We start from the raw sequence: 18357 nt of genomic DNA on the forward strand, positions 1-18357 counted from the left end.
TGTACGGCATGAGTTTGCCGCTGATCATTCCCTGCGTGGACATCCAGTCCGGCCGCGCCGTGCGCCTGTTCGAGGGCGACCCGGACCGCGAGACCGTGTACTTCGACTCGCCGCTGGACGCCGCGCGCCACTGGGTGGCCCTGGGTGCCGGGCTGGTCCACCTGGTTGACCTGGACGCCGCCACCGGGCGCGGCGAGAACCGCGCCGTGATCGCGCAGATCACAGGTGAACTGGGCGTGCCGGTCGAGGTGGGCGGCGGGATCCGCAGCCGCGAGGCGGCCGAGGAACTGCTGCGCCTGGGTGTGGACCGCGTCGTGATCGGCACGGCCGCCGTGAAGGACCCGCAACTGGTCGCTGACCTGATCGGCGCGCACGGCCCTGAACGGGTCGTCGTGAGCCTCGACGCGCGCGGCCTGGAGGTCGCCACGCACGGCTGGGCGCAGGGCAGCGGCGTGATGGTCGCCGACCTGACCCCCGGCCTGGCCGACGCGGGCCTGGAAACCCTGATCTTCACGGACGTGACCCGCGACGGCACCCTGCGCGGCCTGGACCGCGACCTGATGCGGCAGGTGCGCGGCCTGTGGACGAACACCCTGATCGTGGGCGGCGGCGTGGCGAACACCGACGACGTGCGCCTGCTGGCCGAGGAAGGAATTCACGGGGCTATCGTGGGCCGCGCCATCTACGAGGGCACCCTGCCGTACCCCGTCACGCTGGACTGAAGGCGGGGGCCGGGCCGACTATTTCCGCCGTCCGCCCGTGATGCCCAGTACCCGCAGGACGATCACGGCGGGCACGGCCAGCACGGCCGTGACGGCGTTCCAGATGGCGGCGCGGACGGTGGGCAGCACGCGGCCCTCGTCGCGGCGCGGCACCTGCGGCAGCACGCGCGGCAGTTCCGGCAGCGGCAGGCCCAGCAGGTGGGTGCGGCCCTCGGCCGCCGCGCCCTGTCTGGCGTCGCGTTCCTGCGGGCTCTCGTCCGGGTCGATCTGCGCGCCCTGCGCGGCCAGCGCCCGTTTCTTGGCGGTGTTGGCGGCGCCGCCCGCGTGGTTCCCGAACTTCTGCGAGTACACCCACGTGACCTCCGCCCCGAAGAAGAAGATCATCGCCGAGTAGTAGATCCACAGCAGCAGCACGATCAGGATCCCGGCGGCCCCGAAGGCGCTGTCCGGCGCGGCCCGCCCCAGGTACAGGCCGATGCCCAGTTGCCCCAGCGTGAACAGCGTGGACGTGAAGAACCCCCCCACCCACACCTCGCGCCATTCCAGTTTCACGTCGGGAAGCACCTTGTAGATCCCGGCGAACACCGGGGCCAGGAACAGCACGGACAGCAGCGCCGTCCCGGCCCGCACCAGGAACGCGCCGCCGCCGATGCTGTCACCCAGGTGCTGCGCGATGGCCGACAGGTACGTGTTCACGCCCAGGAACGCGATCAGCAGCACCCCGATGGCCAGGATCATCAGGAACGACTTCACGCGGGTCCACAGGACATGCACGAACCCCTGCGGCGGGCCGGGGTCGGCGCCCCACATGGAGTTCAGGGCGTCCTGAAGCTGCACGAACAGCCCGGTGGCGCCCATGAACAGCGTCACGAACGCCGCGATGCTGGCGATCACGCTGCCTTTTTGCAGGGCGTCGGTGTTGATCAGGCCGCGCAGGAAGTCGGCGGCTTCCAGTCCCAGGTTCTGCGCCACGATCCCGGCCGGGCCGAACAGGTCGTCCAGGACCGTGCCGTTACTCAGGAACTGCCCGGCGACCAGCACCGCCAGCAGTAGCAGCGGCGCCAGGCTGAACATGGCGTAGTACGCGATGGCGGCCGCCAGTCTGGGGGCCTTGTCCTGCCCGAATGCCAGGAACGCCTCACGCAGCAGTGTGAACACGTCGGCGGGCCTGAGGGTCATGTCCGGTCCTTCATGACCGGCAGTCTACGGGCCGCTTCCCTGTCCTGTGCGCCCAGAGGGATTAAGAGAGTATCCATGCAGCGCACCGGCACGCCCGACCCGAACGCCCGACCCGCCCACCCGACCCGCACGTTCGCTTAGCCTGCGGGCATGCACCCCATTCCCGCCGGACTGACCCGCACGCTGACCGTGACCGTCACGGACGACATGACCGTGAACTTCGAGCAACTGGGCCGCCTGCACCCCGTGTACGCCACGTACTGGATGGCCCGGCACTTCGAGGAGGCCGGGCGCCTGATCATCCTGGACTTCCTGGAAGACGGCGAGGGCGGCATCGGCACGCAACTGGACGTGACGCACACCGCGTCCGCGCTGCCCGGCATGCGCGTCACCGTGACCGCCACCTTCGAGCGGCAGGAGGGACGCCGCGTGAGCGCCAGCATGGTCGCCGTGAACGAACTCGGCGACGAGATCGGGCGCGGCACGACCACCCAGATGGTGCTGCCGCAGGCGCGCATCGACGCGAACTTCGACACGCTCCGGGCACGCTGGGCGGAGCGTACCGGGAGGCCTTGACCCACCGCCTCCCGCCAGGTGTTCCCCGCCGCCCCTTTCTGTTCACGGGCTGAACACACTGCGCGCCTGTCTGGGCGGCTGCGTGCAGTGTGTGCGCGGCGTGACTGGACCGGGTACAACGCCCGGCGGCTATGCTGGGACGTCATGCCGAAGAATCTTCCTGTCTCCCGTTACTACGACGTGAAACGCGACCCGCAGGGGCAACGCTTCATCGACGTGCACGTGACGGGCCTGGCGCTGCTGCAAAACCCCCTGCTGAACAAGACCACGGCCTTCACGCCCGAGGAACGCCGGGAACTGGGCCTGGAGGGCCTCGTGCCGCCGCACACCAGCACCTTCGAGGAGCAGAAGGAACGCACGTACCTGCGCTACCTCAAGTGCAGCTCCGACCTGGAAAAACACGAGTACCTGCGCGCCCTGCAGGACCGCAACGAGGTGCTGTTCTACGCGATCCTCGAAGACCACCTCGAGGAGATGCTGCCCATCATCTACACGCCCACCGTGGGCGAGGCGGTCCGGAACTACTCCAGCAACTACCGCTACCCGCGCGGGTTCACGGTCAGCACCGGCGACATCGACCGCGTGGAGGACATGCTGGAGAACGTCACCGTGAACGATGTGCGCATGATCGTCGCCACTGACTCCAGCGCCATCCTGGGCATCGGCGACCAGGGCTTCGGGGGCATGGCGATCAGTATCGGGAAACTGTCGCTGTACACCGCCGCCGGGGGCGTCGGCCCCGACAAGACCCTGCCGGTCGAACTGGACGTCGGCACCAACCGCCAGGACCTGATCGACGACCCGCTGTACCTCGGCGTGCACCACCGCCGCCTGACCGGCGCCGCGTACGACGAGTTCCTCGACGCGTTCGTGGAGGCCGTCACGGCCCGCTACCCGAAGGCGATCATTCAGTGGGAGGATTTCAGCCGCGGCACGGCGTTCCGGGTGCTGGAACGCTACCGCCGGGTGGTGCCCAGCTTCAACGACGACATTCAGGGCACGGGCGCCATGGCGCTCGCCGGGCTGATCAGCGCCGCGCGCCTCAAGGGCGAACGCCTGAGCGAACAGGTGTTCGTGGTGGCAGGTGCCGGTGCCGCCGGGATCGGTGTGGCCATGGCCATCCGCCACGGCCTTCAGGCCGACGGCCTGAGCGCCGAGCAGGCGAACGCCCGCGTGCTCGTCGTGGACCGCCACGGCCTGCTGATGCACGGCCAGCCGGACCTCGAAGAGCAGCAGCTGAGCTTCGCGCGCCGCCCCGAAGATCTGAGCGGCTGGGTGTTCGACGGCGAGTACCCCAGCATGCACGACGTGATCGTGAACGCCCGCGCGACCGCGCTGCTGGGCTTCACGGGCGTGCCCGGCCTGTTCCGGCAGGAGAGCGTGCAGGCCATGCTGGACTTCACGCCACGGCCCATCGTGTTCCCGCTCAGCAACCCCAGCAGCCACGTCGAGGCGCGCCCCGCCGACCTGATCCACTGGACGCGCGGCGGCGCGATCATCGCGTCCGGCAGCCCCTTCCCCGACGTGGAATACGACGGGAAACGCTACCCGGTCGGGCAGGGCAACAACGCCTTCATCTTCCCCGGACTGGGCTTCGGAGCGGTCGCCAGCCGCGCCCGTGAAATCACGGACAACATGGTCATGGAAGCCGCCCGCACCCTCGCCGAATTTACGCAGGCATACGGCGAGCGCGTGTACCCGCCCATCAGCGACCTGCGCGAACTGAGCATCAAGGTCGCCGTGAACGTCGCGTTGCAGGCCATCCGCGACGGCGTGTGCGCCGAACGCCGCATCCGCGGCATGACCCCCGACCAGCTCGAAACCCTGATCCGCGACCGCGCCTGGGTGCCACGGTACCTGCCGCTGCGCAAAGGGTGATGGTTGAAAGTCGATGGGTGATGGAAACGGCCTTCCCTCCATCAACCTTCGACCATCAACCATCAACTCCTTCTCCCGTCACTGCGCCGCTTCCCGCCTGGGCTCTAGAATGCTGAGGTGAAGCGGCGTGTGTGCAGTGGTGGGGTCGGGTTGAGCGGCGGCAGGCCGTGTGGTTCAGCGTTCGGGCCTCGCCTCCGCGCCGCCGGAGGGTGCCTGTGAGCGCCATCTACCAGCGCGCCCGGCCGGTGCGCTGGGAGGACGTGGTCGGGCAGGAGCACGTCAAGGACGTCCTGAAAGCTGCGCTCTCGCAGGGGCGGGTGGGGCACGCGTACCTGTTCAGCGGGCCGCGCGGGGTGGGGAAGACCACCACGGCCCGCCTGATCGCCATGACCGCCAACTGCACCGGACCGCTGCCCAAGCCCTGCGGTGAGTGCGAATCGTGCCTGAGCGTGCGCGCCGGGTCGCACCCGGACGTCATGGAGATCGACGCGGCCAGCAACAACTCCGTGGACGACGTGCGCGACCTGCGCGAGAAGGTCGGTCTGGCCGCCATGCACGGCGGTAAGAAGATCTACATCCTCGACGAGGCGCACATGATGAGCCGCGCGGCCTTCAACGCCCTCCTGAAAACGCTCGAAGAGCCACCCAGTCACGTGATCTTCATCCTGGCGACCACCGAACCCGAGAAGATCATCCCGACCATCCTCTCGCGCTGCCAGCATTACCGGTTCCGCCGCCTGACGCCCGAGGAGATCGCCGGGAAACTCGCCGGACTGGTGCAGCGCGAAGGCGTGCGCGCCGAGAGTGACGCCCTGCACCTGATCGGCCGACTGGCCGACGGCGCCATGCGCGACGGTGAGAGCCTGCTGGAGCGCATGCTGGCCGCCGGGACCGCCATCACCCGCGCCGGCGTGGAGGACGCGCTGGGCCTCCCGCCGGGCGAGCGGGTGCGGGGTGTGGCCGCCGCGCTGGTCACGGGTGACGCGGGCGCGGCCCTCAGCGGCGTGGCGGCGCTGTACCGTGACGGGTTCGCGGCCCGCACGGTCGTCGAGGGGCTCGTGGCGGCACTCGGTGCGGCCCTGCACGCCGAACTGGGCCTGAGCAGCGAGGGCCGCCTGGAAGGAGCGGACGTGCCGCGCCTGCTGCGCCTTCAGGGCGCCCTGGACGAACAGGAGGCCCGGTTCGCCCGCGCCGCCGACGGGCAGAGCCTGGAACTGGCCCTGACGCACGCGCTGCTGGCCGCCGACGGTCCCGCCAGCAGTCAGGGTGCGGGCAGTCAGGGCAGTCCGCGCACGGGCAGCGTCGCCGCTCCGGCCGCCACGGCCGAACTGACGCAACGCCTGGACCGCCTGGAGCGGGAACTGGCCAGCCTGCGTGCCCGTCCGGCCGCGCCGACCGGGGGGCCGGTCGTGAGTGCGCCGGTCGCGGATTTCGATCCCGGTGCACGGCGCGCGCCCGCCCGCGCCGCCGCGCAGGCCGACGAGGTCAGCGCGCCGCCGACCGGGGGCAGCTGGCCGGACGTACTTCGGCAGGCCAGCATGCAGCTGCGCGCCTTCCTGAAACCCGCCCGGCAGCACGCCGAACCCGGTTACGTGAGCCTGTCGTACGACGAGCGCAGCGCCTTCCATGCCAAGCAGGTCGCCGCGAAATTCGACGAGATCGGCCGGATCGTCCTGAAGGTGTTCGGGCCGGTCACCTTCGAACTGATCGCCCCGGAAGGTGGCCGCCGCGTGAAACTGGGCGGGCCGGGCGGCGACGGGGGCGGCGCGCCCGCCCCGGCCGCTCCAGCCCAGCAGGTCGCAGCCCAGCAGGCAGCCGCGCCGCAGGTGGCCGTGCAGTCGCCTGCACCGGCAACCCGCTCCACTGACGCCCGCCCGGCCGACGCCCGCCCGGCGCAGGCCAGCGCTCCGGAGATCGCGCCCTTCGACCCGGTGCGTGCCGCGCCGCGCCGCGCGGCCCCGTCCGGCCCAGCGCAGGCCAGTCCGGCGCAGTCCGGCCCGGCGCAGGCCAGCGCAGTCCAGTCTGCCGTCCAGCAGGTCGCGGAGCAGGCCGGGGCTGCCGCAGCGCCCAGCCCGGCGCTGGTGGCGACCCTGCCGCCCCGCCCGGAACGTCACGGGCCGCGCAGCCCGGACGACGTGGCCCCCGCGCCCCTGCCGCACGATCCGTTCGGCGGTGACGACCCCTTCGGGACGGAACCCTTCGAACCTGCGGCCGGGCACGTGGCCGCGCCGCCCCCCGCTCCCGCAGGCGCGCAGGGCGGCGACCGCCTGCCGCCCGCCCCGAGCCGTGAACTGTACATCGTGGAACCCATCACCGAGGAACCCGACTGGAACGCCCTGGGCGGCCCCTACGACGACAGCGGCCCCCTGACGCCCGTGCAGGAAGGTCCGCCCGCCCAGGCCCCCCGGCCCGCGCCCCGCCCCGAACCCGTCCCGGCGGCCGCCCCACTTTCTGCCGCGCCCGCGCCGTCCCGTCCGGGTGACATCCGCGCGCACCCCATGTACGAGGACATCCGCAGCCGCTTCGGCGGGCGCGTGCGCGAGATCGGCAAGAACCGCAACGTGCCGCCCGTCGTGACCCCCGGCGACGATGACACCGAGGACGTAGACGACAGCGACGTGTAACCTCCGCCCACACCAGACGCAGACAGGCCGCCCACGCTGAACGGGGCGGCCTGCTGTCAGTGGGAACGGATCAGAGGGGCGCGCAGACCGGCACGTTCGCCAGGGCACTGGCTTCGTGCACGTTGATGTACTTCGCGTCCTTCAGGTCGGCCGTCAGCTGGAAGCCCTTGAGGACCAGATCGCCGCTGGCGTTGCTCTTGGTCGTCATGCCGATCATGCCGCCCACGACCGCCCCGTTCGATTTGCAGGCGTCCGTGGTGCTGGCCGTGCCCATTGCGTGGTAATGCGCCAGGTAGTCCGTGTTGGCTTTCAGGCCCTTGACGGTCAGCGTGGTGCGGCGGTCTCCGCCGGTCAGGTCCACGAACACGGCGGTGCCGGAGGGAGCGGTGTACCCGGCAAGTTTCATGTCCGTGAAGCTCTTGGTGACGCTTTTACCGGATACATCAGGTGCCTGATTGCAGGAGGCGAGGGCGATGGTACCGACGAGGGCCAGCAGGGCAAGTCTGTTCATGGTGTTTCCTCCGGTTGGTTGTGGTGCCAGTCGAGCGTAACATGCGACCGGCCTGCCCGCCTGCGCGAGTGAGTGCGGGTGTTCATCTGCCCGGCGGGTGGGTGCGCTAGCCTGCCCGGCACGACTATGACGCCTCCTCTGCTGCGCCGCGCCGCGCCCCTGATCCTGACCTGCACCCTGGCCCTGGGGGGCGTTCAGGCCACGGCCCCCACCCCCACCCCTGCAACTGCTGCCCCTACATCCGCTGCTCCGGTTGCTCCTGCGGCGCCCGCCGTGCCGGACGCGGCCGCGCAGAAGCCCGCGCCGGCCCCCGATCCGGGCGCGAACCTGCGCGGGCTGTGGATCGACGCGTTCGGGCCGGGCCTGAAGACGCGGGCGCAGGTCACGCAGACCGTCGCGGACGCGCAGCGCATGGGCGTGAACACGCTGTTCGTGCAGGCCATCCGCCGCGCCGACTGCCTGTGCCTGAAGGCCAGCGTGCCCACCGTGACGGACGCCGACCTCGAGAAGAACTTCGATCCGCTGGAGGTCATCACCACGCTGGCGCACGCGCGCGGCATGCGCGTGATCGCGTGGGTCAGCGTGACCGGCGTGGGCAACACGGCCGCGCCGAACACCAATCCGGCGCACGTGCTGCGCGGGCACGGCGCGCAGGCGGGCGCGGCGTCCTGGGTGGCGCGCCGCCCGGACGGCACCTGGCAGGAGGGCCGCGACACGTGGCTGGACGCCGGAATTCCCGGCGCGGCCGAGTACATGGCCGAGGCGGTCGTCAGTCTGGTCCGCAACTACCCGGTGGACGGCGTGCAACTGGACCGCATCCGCTACCCGGACGGGGGCGTGTGGGGCTACGACCCGAAGACCCTGGCCCGCTACCGCGCCGAGACGGGCCGCGCCGGGACGCCCGCCACGAACGACCCGCAGTGGGCCGCCTGGAAACGCGAGCAGGTCACGAACCTCGTGCGGCGCATCACGCTGGAGGTCAAGGCGCTGCGGCCCGACGCATGGATCAGCGCGGCGACCATCACGTACCAGACGGCACCCCGCCCCGGCGACCTGAACGCCTTCACGCGCACCCGCACGTACGGTGACGTGCTTCAGGACTGGCCCGCCTGGATGCAGAGCGGCCTGATCGACCTGAACGTCCTGATGAACTACAAGCGCGACACGGTCGCCCCGCAGGCCGACTGGTTCGACGGCTGGAACGCGTTCGCCCTGTCGGTCCGGGACCGCCCGGACGGCGCGCGGGCCGCGCTGGCCGCCGGGACGGCCATGTACCTGAACACGCCGGATATCACGGCCGCGCAGGCCCGCCGCGCCGTGCAGACCGGGATGGGCTGGGTGGGGTACTCGTACCGCACGCCGACCGCCGGGGTGTACGGGCAGCGCGAGACGGCCGCGCAGGGCCTGAAGTCCGTCATGAACGTCCTGGGCGCACCCGGCATGCCGCTGGCCCGCCCGCTGGCCTGGACGGACGCGCCGCCCACCGTGCGCGGGCTGCTGGGCCGCGTGACGGGCACCGCCACGCCGGGCCGCCGGACCGTGCAGGCCATCCAGCAGGGACAGGTGGTGGCCGAGAGCGTGACGGACGTCCTGGGGTACTACGGGTTCGCGGCGCTGCCTGCCGGGAAGACCGAGATCCGCGTCAGCGGTCAACGCTGGGCGGACACCATTCCCGAGCGGGGCGTGGTGCGCCTGCCGGACCTGCTGGTGCGCGACACGCCGGTCGTGCCGGCCCTGCCTGTCAGACGCTGAAGCCCGCCGGGGGCGGCGGGGCGGGTACACTCGCCGCATGAGTGACACCCCTCCCGCCGGACTGAACGCCACGGAATTCCGTCAGACCCTGGGCCGCTTTGCGAGCGGCGTCACGGTCATCACCGCCACGGACGGCCAGACGCGCCGGGGCATGACCGCCAGCGCGTTCGTGTCGGTCAGCCTGACCCCGCCGCTGATTCTGGTCAGCGTGGACACCCGCGCGCACATGCACGAACTGCTGTCCGGCGAGGCGGTCACGCATTTCGGCGTGAACGTCCTGTCGGCCACGCAGCGGCACCTGAGTGACCACTTCGCCGGGAAGCCCGGCCCCGAGGAACGCGTGCCGTGGTTCGAGCACGAGGGCCTGCCCCTGATCGGCGGCAGCATCGCGCAACTGGTGTGCCGCAAGCAGCAGGTCATCCCGGCGGGCGACCACACGCTGTTCGTGGGTTTCGTGGAGTACAGCCGCTACACCGACGACGACCCGCTGGTGTACTTCCGCGGCCAGTACCACGAGCTGGGGTAAGTTCCCGCGCCTGCACGGGCCGTGCAGACTGGGCCGCGCGTGCCGTGCATACTGGCAGCGTGCCTCCTTACGCGCTGCAACTGTTGATCGCGCTGGTGCTGGTCGGCCTGACGCCCCTGCTGTCGTACCCGCTGGCAGTGGGCGGCGGATGGATGGACGCGCTGGACGCCGCGCTGCTGGTCCTGGCCCTCGTGAACCTGCGGATCGCGTGGGGCGCCGCGAATCACGCTGGCGCGGCCCGCGTGCCCGGCGGCCGGGGCGGCGCGCCGGCGTGGTTCGTGCTGGCCGGGCTGGTCACGGCGGCCCTGATCACCTGGGCCATGGTCCGCGCCCTGACGCCCACGCTGCCCAGCTGACTGGCCTGTCAGGTGAAGGTGGCCGGGGCGGGTGCGTCCGGGCGGCGCGGGGGGGTGGGCTACACTCCGGATTATGATTCGCCTCGCCATTCTCGCGGACCTGCACGCCAACCTGGCGGCCACGCTCGCGGTTCACGCGGACCTTCAGCGGCGCGGTCTGACCGACATCTGGATTCTGGGCGACCTGGTCGGCAAGGGCCCCCGCCCCCGCGAAGTGCTCGACTGGGCGCAGGCGCACGCCACGCGCGTCATTCAGGGCAACTGGGACGCCCGCGTGGCCGGCGCCACCCACCGCCCCCAGGACCTCTGGCCGCGCAGCCGCCTGACACCCGCGCAACTCACGTACCTGGGCGAACTGCCCTACGGCATCGAGGAACAGTTCGGGGGTGCGTGGTGGCGTTTCGTGCATGCCAGCAGCCGGGGCCTGTTTCACCGGCTGTACCCGCACAGCAGCCTGCACGACCAGCTTGAGGCGTTCGCGCCCAACGCGCAGCACGGCCTGACCCGGCACGCCGACGCGCTGGTGTACGCCGACATGCACGAGGCCCTGCTGCTGGACGTGGAGGGCCGCCCGCTGATCAACTGCGGCAGCGTGGGCAACCCGCTGGATTCCACGCTGCCGTGCTACCTGATCCTGGAATTCGATCCGCACAGTCCCAACCACACCGCGACCTTCGTGCGCCTCACCTACGACCGCGACGAGGAGATCAGCGCCGCCGAGGCCAGCGACATGCCGTTCACCCGCGAGTACATAGCCGAACTCCTGACCGGCGCGTACCAGAAACGCCGCGCCCGCACCGGCGAGTAACGGCCGGAGCGCGGGGCGGCCCGTTCCCTTGGCTGTTCTCTGCGTCCCCGTTCACGCGGGTTCTGTAGACTGTGCCTCATGAGCGACCTTTACCAGGCAGACGGTTTCACGCCCAGCCCCGAACTCAGCGCCGAGCGCCAGACCAGCTTCAGGGCCGCCCCGGAACTCGGTGACGGCATCGAACCCGGCAAGAGCTACCGCGCCGTGCTGGAAACCAGCAAGGGCCGCATGGTCGTCGAACTGCACGCCGACGACGCGCCCGTCACCGTGAACTCCTTCGCGTACCTGCTGCGCCACCACTACTACGACGGCATCAAGTTCCACCGCGTCATCAACGGCTTCATGGCGCAGGCCGGCGACCCCACCGGCACCGGCGCGGGCGGCCCCGGCTACGACTTCGAGGACGAACCCAACCAGCACCGCCACCAGGGCAAGGGCGTCCTGAGCATGGCCAACCGTGGCCCGAACACCAACGGCAGCCAGTTCTTCATCACCTTTACCGACACCCCCCACCTCGACGGCCGCCACACCGTCTTCGGCCGCGTCGTCGAAGGCCTCGACGTCCTCGACCGCCTGACCCGCATCGAGCCCGGCATGCGCGGCACGCCCGACGTGATCGAAACCGCGTACCTCGTCGAGAAGTAAGCCAGAAGTCAACCCACCGGTCGCAGGGGGCCGGGGCAGCGCACATGGCCGCTGCCCCGGCCCCCTGCCCGTGCGGGCAGCAGCGGCCCTCCGGCAGGGAAGGCGCATACGGACGCCGTTCGTCTTGTCGGCACCCGTCCCTCGTTGACAGACCCCGCCCCTGCACCGGCCGGATCATACGGACTCCGGATCAGGTGTTCCCGTAAGTGTTCCCCCGGCGGCGTACGCTGCTGCGCAGGTGCTCAGACAGAGCCGCCTGCACGACCGGGAGACTGTCAACCATGCTCCTACGCACGACTGCCCTCGCCCTGATGATGAGTACGCCCGCCCTTGCCGTCACCCTCGTGGACGCCACCGTTCCCGACGTGATCCTGTCGGTCGCCCGTGACTTCGGAACGGCCTCGTTCGATAACCTGTCGAACGGCGACCCCGGTATCAAGGGCCGCATCGACGACGTGACGTACTACATCAATTTCGCGGGCTACAAGGACAACCGGAACTGCAACAGCATCCAGCTCGAGGCGACCTGGGAACCCACCAGTGACAACACACTGGCGCAGATGAACACCTGGAACCGCACGAAAATGGTGGGTACCGCCTCCCTGAACAGCAAGGGGAACGTGGCACTGAGCATGTGGGTGAACCTGCGTAACGGCGTCAGCGCGGAGAACCTGCACGACTCCTTCGAGTGGTGGGAGTTCATTCTGGGTGACTTCAAGGACTTCCTGTCAGAGTGACCCGGACACCGTCCGCACCCCGACAGAGCACTGTGCCCCGACAGAGAACGGAGGCGTCAGACGATAGCTGACACCTCCGTTCAGGGAACTGCCTGATCAGTCGCGTTCGCGTTCGCGTTCGGCGTTCAGCTGAGCCTGAAGCTGCGCCTGACGCTGCCGCACGTAATCCTGCTGGAAGCGCGGCTCGTCGATCAGGTTCGTGCCGACCGTGAGTTTCCCGGTCGCCAGTTCCCGCATGGCCTGCGTGACCAGGTTCCGGTACCGCACGCGCTGCTCGACCGGCAGCACGCTCGGCGCGCCGGAACGCAACTGCAGGGCGCGCTTGGCCGTGACCACACTCAGTCGGTACTTGCTGTCCGTCATGGACAGCAGCTTGTCGATGTCTTTTTCCGCCATTCTCGCAACCTCCCTGAAACACTGCCGTTCCGCGTGGGGCGGGTGGGTGTTCCGTCAGCCCCCCACTGTAGCCCAGCGGGGGCCGACACACCAAGCGCCCGCCCCACAATGCCCCCGGCGCGGGCCGCTGGCGCCGCTCACGCCACCCGCCGCCGGGAGCCCCCCTGATCAGGCGTTGTACGTGCTGCTGGCCGTGTCGCCGCCCCGCCCGGTCCAGTTGGTGTGGAAGAACTCGCCGCGCTCACGGTCCGTGCGTTCGTACGTGTGCGCGCCGAAGTAATCACGCTGCGCCTGAAGCAGGTTCGCGGGCAGCCGCTCGGCGCGGTACCCGTCGTAGTACGCCAGGGCGCTGCTGAACGCCGGGACGGGCACGCCGCCCACCACGGCCGCCGCGACCGTCCCGCGCCACGCCGTCTGCGCGCCCTGCACGGCGTCCCGGAAGTACGGGGCCAGCAGCAGGTTCGGCAGGTCCGGCTGCGCGTCGAACGCCTCCTTGATGCGGTCCAGGAACGCCGCGCGGATGATGCACCCGCCGCGCCACATCTGCGCGATCCGGCCGTAATCCAGCGTCCACCCGGCGTCCCGCGCACTCAGTTGCAGCAGCTGGAAACCCTGCGCGTACGCGGCGATCTTGCTGGCGTACAGCGCCTGCCGCACACCCTCGATGAACGCCTCCCGGTCGGCGGGCGCGGCGAAGGTCGGGCCGCTCAGCACGCGGCTGGCCGCCACACGCTCGGCCTTCAGGGCGCTCATGGCGCGGGCGTACACGGCCTCCGTGATCGTCGCGGCCGGACTTCCGGCATCCAGCGCCGCCACCGACGTCCACTTGCCCGTCCCTTTCTGCCCGGCGGCGTCCAGGATCACGTCCACCAGCGGTTGCCCGGTCAGGTCGTCCGTCTTGGCGAGAATGTCGGCCGTGATCTCGATCAGGTAACTGTCCAGTTCGCCCTCGTTCCAGCGGGCGAACACCTCACCGGCCTCCGGGGCGCTCAGGCCCGCACCGTCACGCAGCAACTGGTACGCCTCGGCAATCATCTGCATGTCGGCGTACTCGATGCCGTTATGCACCATCTTCACGAAGTGCCCCGCGCCCTCCGGCCCCACCCAGTCGCAGCAGGGCGTGCCGTCCCCGACCTTCGCCGCGATGCTCTGGAAGATCGGCCTGACCGCCTCCCACGCCTCCGGGTTCCCGCCCGGCATGATGCTCGGGCCGGTCAGCGCGCCCTCCTCACCACCCGACACGCCCGTCCCCACGAACAGCAGCTCGTCCGCCGCGAGTTCCCGCGTGCGGCGCGTCGAATCCGCCGGGTGACTGTTCCCCCCGTCGATGATGATGTCACCGGGGCTCAGCAGGGGCCGCAGGTGCCCGATGAACTCATCGACCGCCGCGCCCGCCTTCACCATCAGCATCACCTTACGCGGAGCCTTCAGTTGCCCCACCAGTTCCTCCAGCGACCCCGCCCCCACGATGGACTTCCCGGCCGCGCGGCCCCCCGTGAACGCCGTCACCTTACTGACCGTCCGGTTGAACGCCGCGACCGTGAACCCCCGGCTCGCCATGTTCAGAATCAGGTTCTCACCCATCACCGCCAGCCCGATCACACCGATATCCGCCACTGGACCCTGCCCACCGCCTGCCACTGCGTCATTCGTCATGCGAATAAGCGTACACCGCACACCAAGCAGGCCAGAGAGCCTGTCAACACAATAGCCCGCCCACCAGCACCCCAGAACACGAAAAAACCCCGCACACGGCGGGGCCTTCCTTGGGGCCAGAGGTCGGATTTGAACCGACGACCTACTGATTACGAATCAGTTGCTCTACCCCTGAGCTACACTGGCGGGATACAGGTTGGGACACTTCCGACGGAAGCTCAAAAAGTATATGGAGTGCGCCGGGGAGTGTCAAGGCGCCGGGTGCGGACCTCGGTGGGGGCTCTATGCTGGCGGGCATGGCAACCGCAGGGACTCCGGAGGCGTTCGAGACGATTCATGGCGTGGCAGGGCCGCTGGACTGGCTGTGCCTGGCGCCGCACCCGGACGACGCGGAGATCGGTGCGGGCGGCACGCTGATCCGGCTGGCCCGCGCGGGGCGCGCGGTGGGCATCCTGGAACTGTCGCGGGGCGAGCGGGGCACGCAGGGCACGCCGGACGTGCGCGTGGCCGAGTGCGCCCGCGCGGCGGCCATCATGGGCCTCACATGGCGCGGGCAACTGGGCCTCCCGGACGGCGAACTGCGCGACACGCTGGGCGGCGCGCACGCGCTGGCGTCGGTGCTGCGCGCGGTGCGGCCCCGCGTGCTGGTCGTTCCGCACCACCATGACCGGCACCCGGATCATTTCGGGACGTACCACCTGACCAAGCGGGCCGTGCATCTGGCGCAACTGGCGAAGGCGGACCTGCCGGGCGACCCGCACCGGGTGGGGCGGGTGCTGCTGTACCAGGGGAACGCGGACATCACCCCGAACGTGCTGGTCGACGTGGAGGCCGTGCAGGACACCTGGGCGGCCGCGATCCTGGCGCACGAGAGTCAGTTCTCGGGGGCGGCCATCTCGGAGACGGTCACGCCGGAGATCGTGGAGCGCCGCCGCGCCCGCCTGACGTACTGGGGCACCCTGGCGCGCGTGCGCTACGCCGAGGCCTTCGAGGCGGACTCGGCGCTGCTGGTGGACCCACTGGCGCTGTAGGTCGCCCTGGCCTGCGCCTGCCGCTCAGTCCTGCGGCGGCCAGTCCTGGTAGGGGAGGGCGGGGTGTGGGCGGCTGGCGAGCAGGTCCTCGATCTCGTCGGCGAGGTCCAGGCCGTACTTGTACGCGCCCTGCCCGGCGACCACGCCGCCGCCGTACTTCTCGCGGTAGTTGCCGGGTTTGCGTTCGAAGGTCATGGCCTCGGCGCTGGCGTTCGTCTGGGGGAGTACGGTCGTCAGGATCGGGGGGGTGCTCTCGCCGGTGCCGGTGAAGGCGCGTTTCAGGTCCTCGGGGAGGCGTTGCAGGCCCTGGCGGTGCTGGCTGCTCTGGCTCTGGTACTTGGTGATCAGGACGCCCAGGCAGCTCAGGCGCAGGTTGCGGGCGCGGCGGATCTCGGCGATGCGCCCGGCGATCTGCGGGATGCCGTAGGTGCTCAGGCGGTCCGGGATGGTGGGGATCAGGTAGTGGTCGCTGATTTCCAGGCCGTTCTGCGTGACGAAGCCCAGGTTGGGCGGGCAGTCGATCAGCACGTAGTCGTACGCGTCGAAGTGCGGCGCGACGAACTTCTTCACGACTTCCATCGGGCCGGTCGAGTAGTACGTGCGGCCCGCGATGTCCTGCATGCGGTCCTGCACGTCGATCAGGCGGATGGAGGAGGGCAGCAGGTCCACGCGGCCGTAACGGGTGCCTTCGGGCAGCTGGTCCATCACCTCGGGCGGCACGCGGTTGAGGTTGCTGGCGCCGCGCACGATGGCGCGCGTGGCGTCGAACGTGAAGGTGCCGTCGCCGCGCAGCAGGTCCAGGAACAGCTGCGCGAGCGTCTGGCCCGCCTCGTCGGCTTTCTCCCAGCGTTCCTCGCCGATCAGGGCCAGGGTGGCGTTCGTCTGCGGGTCCAGGTCGATGACCAGCACGCGTTTCTGCTTCATGAACGCCAGCGTGTCGGCCAGTTGCACGGTCGCCGTGGTTTTCGCCACGCCGCCCTTGAGGTTGATGAAACTCAGGACGACCGGGGCCATCAGAGTTCGCGGATCTTGGCCAGCACGGCCTCGGGCCGCACGGTGTAATCCCCGGTCTTCTCCTCGACGTGCTGGTAGCGGATCACGCCGGAGCGGTCGATCAGGAACACCGCCCGGCCGCTGATGCCCCGGTCGTCGATGGCCACGCCGTACGAGCGGGCCACGTCGAGTTTCATGTCGGCCAGCAGCGGCACCTCGATGCCGTACTCGGCCGCCCAGGCCTTGTGCGCGTGCACGGAGTCGCGGTTCACGCCCAGCACGACCGCCCCGGCGTCCGCGAAATCATCCTGGCGGCCCGAGTACTCCGGCAGCTGCATGGAGCACACGGGACTGAAATCCAGCGGGTAGAACACCAGCACCACGGCGCTGTGACCGCGGTAACTGCTCAGGGTGATCTGCTCGCCGGTCGAGGCGGGCAGGGTGAAGTCCGGCGCAGGCTGTCCCACAAGGCTCATGCCCGCAGTGTAGCGGGCCGCGCCCCCGTGGGCCGCCTGAGTTCCGGCAGTTGTCCGGCCTGCGTGCCCGGTGTTGTCCGGCCTGCGTGCCCGGCGTTGTCCCGGCCCGCCCGGCTGGCCCCGCCTGCGCTGCACCCTTGAGCGGCACCTTTGAACTGCGTCCCGGTTCACGGGTTCGCGCGGGCGGTGGGATTACGCTGGGTGGGTACCGTCCCCGGCGTCTGCACCGTTCACGCCCGCCCGCACCCCAGCCGGGACGGCCCCGAGGAGGAATTCCCAATGGCTGACGTAATGCCCCCCAACATGCTGAATGACCGCCCGCGCACCCCCGCAGGCCTGCTGAGCAATGCCGAGAAGGACCGACTGATCGAACGCGGATTCCTGGGCCTGTACCGCTGGTACACCGCCCGCAGTCAGGAAACCCGCAACTGGAACCCGGACCGCTCCTTCGACTGGCGCGCCCTGAACCAGAACCTCCCCAGGGAACTGATCACGGTCCTCGAGGGGTTCTTCGCGGTCGAGCAGTACGCGCCGGACTTCACCAGCAACCTGATTCACCTCGTGCGCCGCAGCCACGGCCGCTCGCACTTCCAGATGCGCTGGGGCAGCGAGGAGGAAAAACACGCGGACGCCTGGGAGAACGCCGTGCTGTTCAGCGGCCAGCGCAGCCCCAAGTGGATCGAGGAATACAAGGACCGCCTGAAATCCCAGACCTGGGAACTGCCGTTCCCGGACGCCATTCACAACCTCGTGTACACCGTGTTCCAGGAGCGCGCCACGCAGCTGAACTACCTGAACATGATGAAGATCGCGCAGGGCAAGAGCGAGAAACCGCACCTGAAAGGCGTGAGCGACCCGGTCCTCGCGAAGGTCGCGCAGACCATCGCCGTGGACGAGGCCGCGCACTACAACTTCTTCCTGGAAGGCGTGCGCATGTACCTGTACTACTACCCGGAACGCACCCTGAACGCCATCAAGAACGTCATCGGGCAGTTCAGCATGCCCGCCGCGACCCTGGTACCCAACTGGGAGCACTTCTACGAGACGGTGTACCGCGCCGGCATCTACGGCCCCCGCGACTTCCAGCGTGACGTGATGCAGGTCGCGTTCCGCAACATGGGCATCGAGAGCCGTAAGGCCCTGGAAGAAGGCATCCGCAAGACCCGCGAGGTCCCGGACTTCGACGGCGGGAACTTCAAGACGACCGCCATCTGGGACACCTTCGACTACGGCGCCGTGGAAGGCGACGTGAAACGCCTGCACGTGAAAATCCAGGACTACGAGAAGGAAATCGGCTTCGACCTGTACGACCCGACCGAATTCATCGAGAACCCGGAGAAACCCGCGCCCGCCCCCGCCGCCGACGACTGATACGGACTCCGATTGAATGGCTCATAAAGCCGTTCAATCCGAGCGGAGCGAGTAGGAGAGAAACGGGTTCCGGACGTGGAGTTGGCAACCCGGTACTGTTCCGGGTTGTCAACGAAACAA

18 protein-coding genes and 1 tRNA gene are annotated in these 18357 nt (G+C 69.8%); 12 read left to right on the top strand and 7 right to left on the bottom strand.

Features of this window, described 5'->3' with window-relative positions; genetic code table 11:
* Window positions 1–8: 8 nt before the first annotated feature.
* Window positions 9–722 carry a 1-(5-phosphoribosyl)-5-[(5-phosphoribosylamino)methylideneamino]imidazole-4-carboxamide isomerase gene (gene hisA / locus IEY70_RS09390; protein WP_189064748.1) on the top strand — a complete coding sequence of 238 codons (714 nt, stop codon included), beginning with the start codon at window positions 9–11 and terminating at the stop codon, window positions 720–722.
* A gap of 18 nt (window positions 723–740) precedes the next feature.
* Here hisA and IEY70_RS09395 read toward each other — a convergent pair whose 3' ends face one another.
* A complete protein-coding gene (locus IEY70_RS09395) occupies window positions 741–1901 on the bottom strand; it encodes a YihY/virulence factor BrkB family protein (RefSeq protein ID WP_189064749.1) in 1161 nt (386 codons plus the stop codon).
* A gap of 150 nt (window positions 1902–2051) precedes the next feature.
* On the opposite strand from IEY70_RS09395, the gene IEY70_RS09400 reads away from it, so the two are divergent.
* From IEY70_RS09400 to dnaX, 3 genes are all read left to right on the top strand, one after another.
* Window positions 2052–2477, top strand: coding sequence for a thioesterase family protein (locus tag IEY70_RS09400; RefSeq protein WP_189064750.1), 426 nt, complete (start codon window positions 2052–2054; stop codon window positions 2475–2477).
* 144 nt (window positions 2478–2621) lie between these two features.
* Window positions 2622–4355: an NAD-dependent malic enzyme gene (locus IEY70_RS09405; RefSeq protein WP_189064751.1), complete on the top strand. Its 1734-nt coding sequence runs from the start codon at window positions 2622–2624 to the stop codon at window positions 4353–4355.
* A 215-nt stretch (window positions 4356–4570) separates the two neighbouring features.
* Window positions 4571–6979 carry a DNA polymerase III subunit gamma/tau gene (dnaX, locus tag IEY70_RS09410; RefSeq protein WP_189064752.1) on the top strand — a complete coding sequence of 803 codons (2409 nt, stop codon included), beginning with the start codon at window positions 4571–4573 and terminating at the stop codon, window positions 6977–6979.
* A 70-nt stretch (window positions 6980–7049) separates the two neighbouring features.
* On the opposite strand, the gene IEY70_RS09415 is transcribed toward dnaX, so the two are convergent.
* Window positions 7050–7490, bottom strand: coding sequence for a hypothetical protein (locus IEY70_RS09415; RefSeq protein WP_189064753.1), 441 nt, complete (start codon window positions 7488–7490; stop codon window positions 7050–7052).
* A 126-nt stretch (window positions 7491–7616) separates the two neighbouring features.
* Here IEY70_RS09415 and IEY70_RS09420 point away from each other — a divergent pair, with 126 nt between their 5' ends.
* The 6 genes from IEY70_RS09420 (at window position 7617) to IEY70_RS09445 (ending at window position 12314) form a co-directional block, all read left to right on the top strand.
* On the top strand, window positions 7617–9242 hold the full coding sequence (locus IEY70_RS09420; protein ID WP_189064754.1) for a glycoside hydrolase family 10-like protein: 1626 nt from the start codon (window positions 7617–7619) through the stop codon (window positions 9240–9242).
* A gap of 37 nt (window positions 9243–9279) precedes the next feature.
* The gene (locus IEY70_RS09425) at window positions 9280–9768 is read left to right on the top strand and encodes a flavin reductase family protein (protein WP_189064755.1); all 489 of its coding nucleotides are present in this window, start codon (window positions 9280–9282) and stop codon (window positions 9766–9768) included.
* Window positions 9769–9827: 59 nt separating this feature from the next.
* On the top strand, window positions 9828–10124 hold the full coding sequence (locus IEY70_RS09430; protein ID WP_189064756.1) for a hypothetical protein: 297 nt from the start codon (window positions 9828–9830) through the stop codon (window positions 10122–10124).
* Window positions 10125–10197: 73 nt separating this feature from the next.
* Complete coding sequence (locus IEY70_RS09435; RefSeq protein WP_189064757.1) at window positions 10198–10932, top strand: metallophosphoesterase family protein; 735 nt, start codon at window positions 10198–10200, stop codon at window positions 10930–10932.
* A 78-nt stretch (window positions 10933–11010) separates the two neighbouring features.
* A complete protein-coding gene (locus tag IEY70_RS09440; protein WP_189064758.1) occupies window positions 11011–11577 on the top strand; it encodes a peptidylprolyl isomerase in 567 nt (188 codons plus the stop codon).
* A 281-nt stretch (window positions 11578–11858) separates the two neighbouring features.
* Window positions 11859–12314: a YbjN domain-containing protein gene (locus IEY70_RS09445; protein ID WP_189064759.1), complete on the top strand. Its 456-nt coding sequence runs from the start codon at window positions 11859–11861 to the stop codon at window positions 12312–12314.
* 96 nt (window positions 12315–12410) lie between these two features.
* Here IEY70_RS09445 and rpoZ read toward each other — a convergent pair whose 3' ends face one another.
* The 3 genes from rpoZ to IEY70_RS09460 form a co-directional block, all read right to left on the bottom strand.
* Window positions 12411–12710 (bottom strand): DNA-directed RNA polymerase subunit omega, encoded by a 300-nt coding sequence (rpoZ, locus tag IEY70_RS09450; RefSeq protein ID WP_189064760.1) that lies wholly within the window; start codon window positions 12708–12710, stop codon window positions 12411–12413.
* 168 nt (window positions 12711–12878) lie between these two features.
* On the bottom strand, window positions 12879–14366 hold the full coding sequence (gene gnd, locus IEY70_RS09455) for a decarboxylating NADP(+)-dependent phosphogluconate dehydrogenase (RefSeq protein ID WP_189064761.1): 1488 nt from the start codon (window positions 14364–14366) through the stop codon (window positions 12879–12881).
* A gap of 111 nt (window positions 14367–14477) precedes the next feature.
* Window positions 14478–14552 (bottom strand) — tRNA-Thr (locus tag IEY70_RS09460).
* Between the two features lie 110 nt (window positions 14553–14662).
* Here IEY70_RS09460 and bshB1 point away from each other — a divergent pair.
* Entirely contained in the window at window positions 14663–15397 is a 735-nt protein-coding gene (gene bshB1 / locus IEY70_RS09465; protein WP_189064762.1) for a bacillithiol biosynthesis deacetylase BshB1, read from the top strand.
* 24 nt (window positions 15398–15421) lie between these two features.
* On the opposite strand, the gene IEY70_RS09470 is transcribed toward bshB1, so the two are convergent.
* Both IEY70_RS09470 and IEY70_RS09475 read right to left on the bottom strand, forming a co-directional pair.
* Entirely contained in the window at window positions 15422–16411 is a 990-nt protein-coding gene (locus tag IEY70_RS09470; protein ID WP_189064763.1) for a ParA family protein, read from the bottom strand.
* Window positions 16411–16866: a peroxiredoxin gene (locus tag IEY70_RS09475; RefSeq protein WP_099748479.1), complete on the bottom strand. Its 456-nt coding sequence runs from the start codon at window positions 16864–16866 to the stop codon at window positions 16411–16413. The genes IEY70_RS09470 and IEY70_RS09475 overlap by 1 nt, the downstream gene beginning before the upstream one ends.
* A gap of 279 nt (window positions 16867–17145) precedes the next feature.
* On the opposite strand from IEY70_RS09475, the gene IEY70_RS09480 reads away from it, so the two are divergent.
* Window positions 17146–18237 carry an acyl-ACP desaturase gene (locus IEY70_RS09480; protein WP_189064764.1) on the top strand — a complete coding sequence of 364 codons (1092 nt, stop codon included), beginning with the start codon at window positions 17146–17148 and terminating at the stop codon, window positions 18235–18237.
* The last annotated feature ends 120 nt before the right edge of the window (window positions 18238–18357 follow it).

Origin of the sequence: Deinococcus seoulensis, from assembly GCF_014648115.1 — a bacterium.
In the GTDB taxonomy this organism is placed as follows: domain Bacteria; phylum Deinococcota; class Deinococci; order Deinococcales; family Deinococcaceae; genus Deinococcus; species Deinococcus seoulensis.

Bases quoted from the DNA above. Each gene is read 5' to 3' on its own strand.
- IEY70_RS09400 (WP_189064750.1), top strand. From the start codon at position 2,052: ATGCACCCCATTCCCGCCGGACTGACCCGCACGCTGACCGTGACCGTC.
- IEY70_RS09445 (WP_189064759.1), top strand. From the start codon at position 11,859: ATGCTCCTACGCACGACTGCCCTCGCCCTGATGATGAGTACGCCCGCC.
- IEY70_RS09475 (WP_099748479.1), bottom strand. From the start codon at position 16,866: ATGAGCCTTGTGGGACAGCCTGCGCCGGACTTCACCCTGCCCGCCTCG.
- bshB1 (WP_189064762.1), top strand. From the start codon at position 14,663: ATGGCAACCGCAGGGACTCCGGAGGCGTTCGAGACGATTCATGGCGTG.
- IEY70_RS09415 (WP_189064753.1), bottom strand. From the start codon at position 7,490: ATGAACAGACTTGCCCTGCTGGCCCTCGTCGGTACCATCGCCCTCGCC.
- IEY70_RS09420 (WP_189064754.1), top strand. From the start codon at position 7,617: ATGACGCCTCCTCTGCTGCGCCGCGCCGCGCCCCTGATCCTGACCTGC.
- IEY70_RS09425 (WP_189064755.1), top strand. From the start codon at position 9,280: ATGAGTGACACCCCTCCCGCCGGACTGAACGCCACGGAATTCCGTCAG.
- hisA (WP_189064748.1), top strand. From the start codon at position 9: ATGAGTTTGCCGCTGATCATTCCCTGCGTGGACATCCAGTCCGGCCGC.
- IEY70_RS09440 (WP_189064758.1), top strand. From the start codon at position 11,011: ATGAGCGACCTTTACCAGGCAGACGGTTTCACGCCCAGCCCCGAACTC.
- rpoZ (WP_189064760.1), bottom strand. From the start codon at position 12,710: ATGGCGGAAAAAGACATCGACAAGCTGCTGTCCATGACGGACAGCAAG.
- gnd (WP_189064761.1), bottom strand. From the start codon at position 14,366: ATGACGAATGACGCAGTGGCAGGCGGTGGGCAGGGTCCAGTGGCGGAT.
- IEY70_RS09395 (WP_189064749.1), bottom strand. From the start codon at position 1,901: ATGACCCTCAGGCCCGCCGACGTGTTCACACTGCTGCGTGAGGCGTTC.
- IEY70_RS09480 (WP_189064764.1), top strand. From the start codon at position 17,146: ATGGCTGACGTAATGCCCCCCAACATGCTGAATGACCGCCCGCGCACC.
- IEY70_RS09435 (WP_189064757.1), top strand. From the start codon at position 10,198: ATGATTCGCCTCGCCATTCTCGCGGACCTGCACGCCAACCTGGCGGCC.
- IEY70_RS09405 (WP_189064751.1), top strand. From the start codon at position 2,622: ATGCCGAAGAATCTTCCTGTCTCCCGTTACTACGACGTGAAACGCGAC.
- IEY70_RS09470 (WP_189064763.1), bottom strand. From the start codon at position 16,411: ATGGCCCCGGTCGTCCTGAGTTTCATCAACCTCAAGGGCGGCGTGGCG.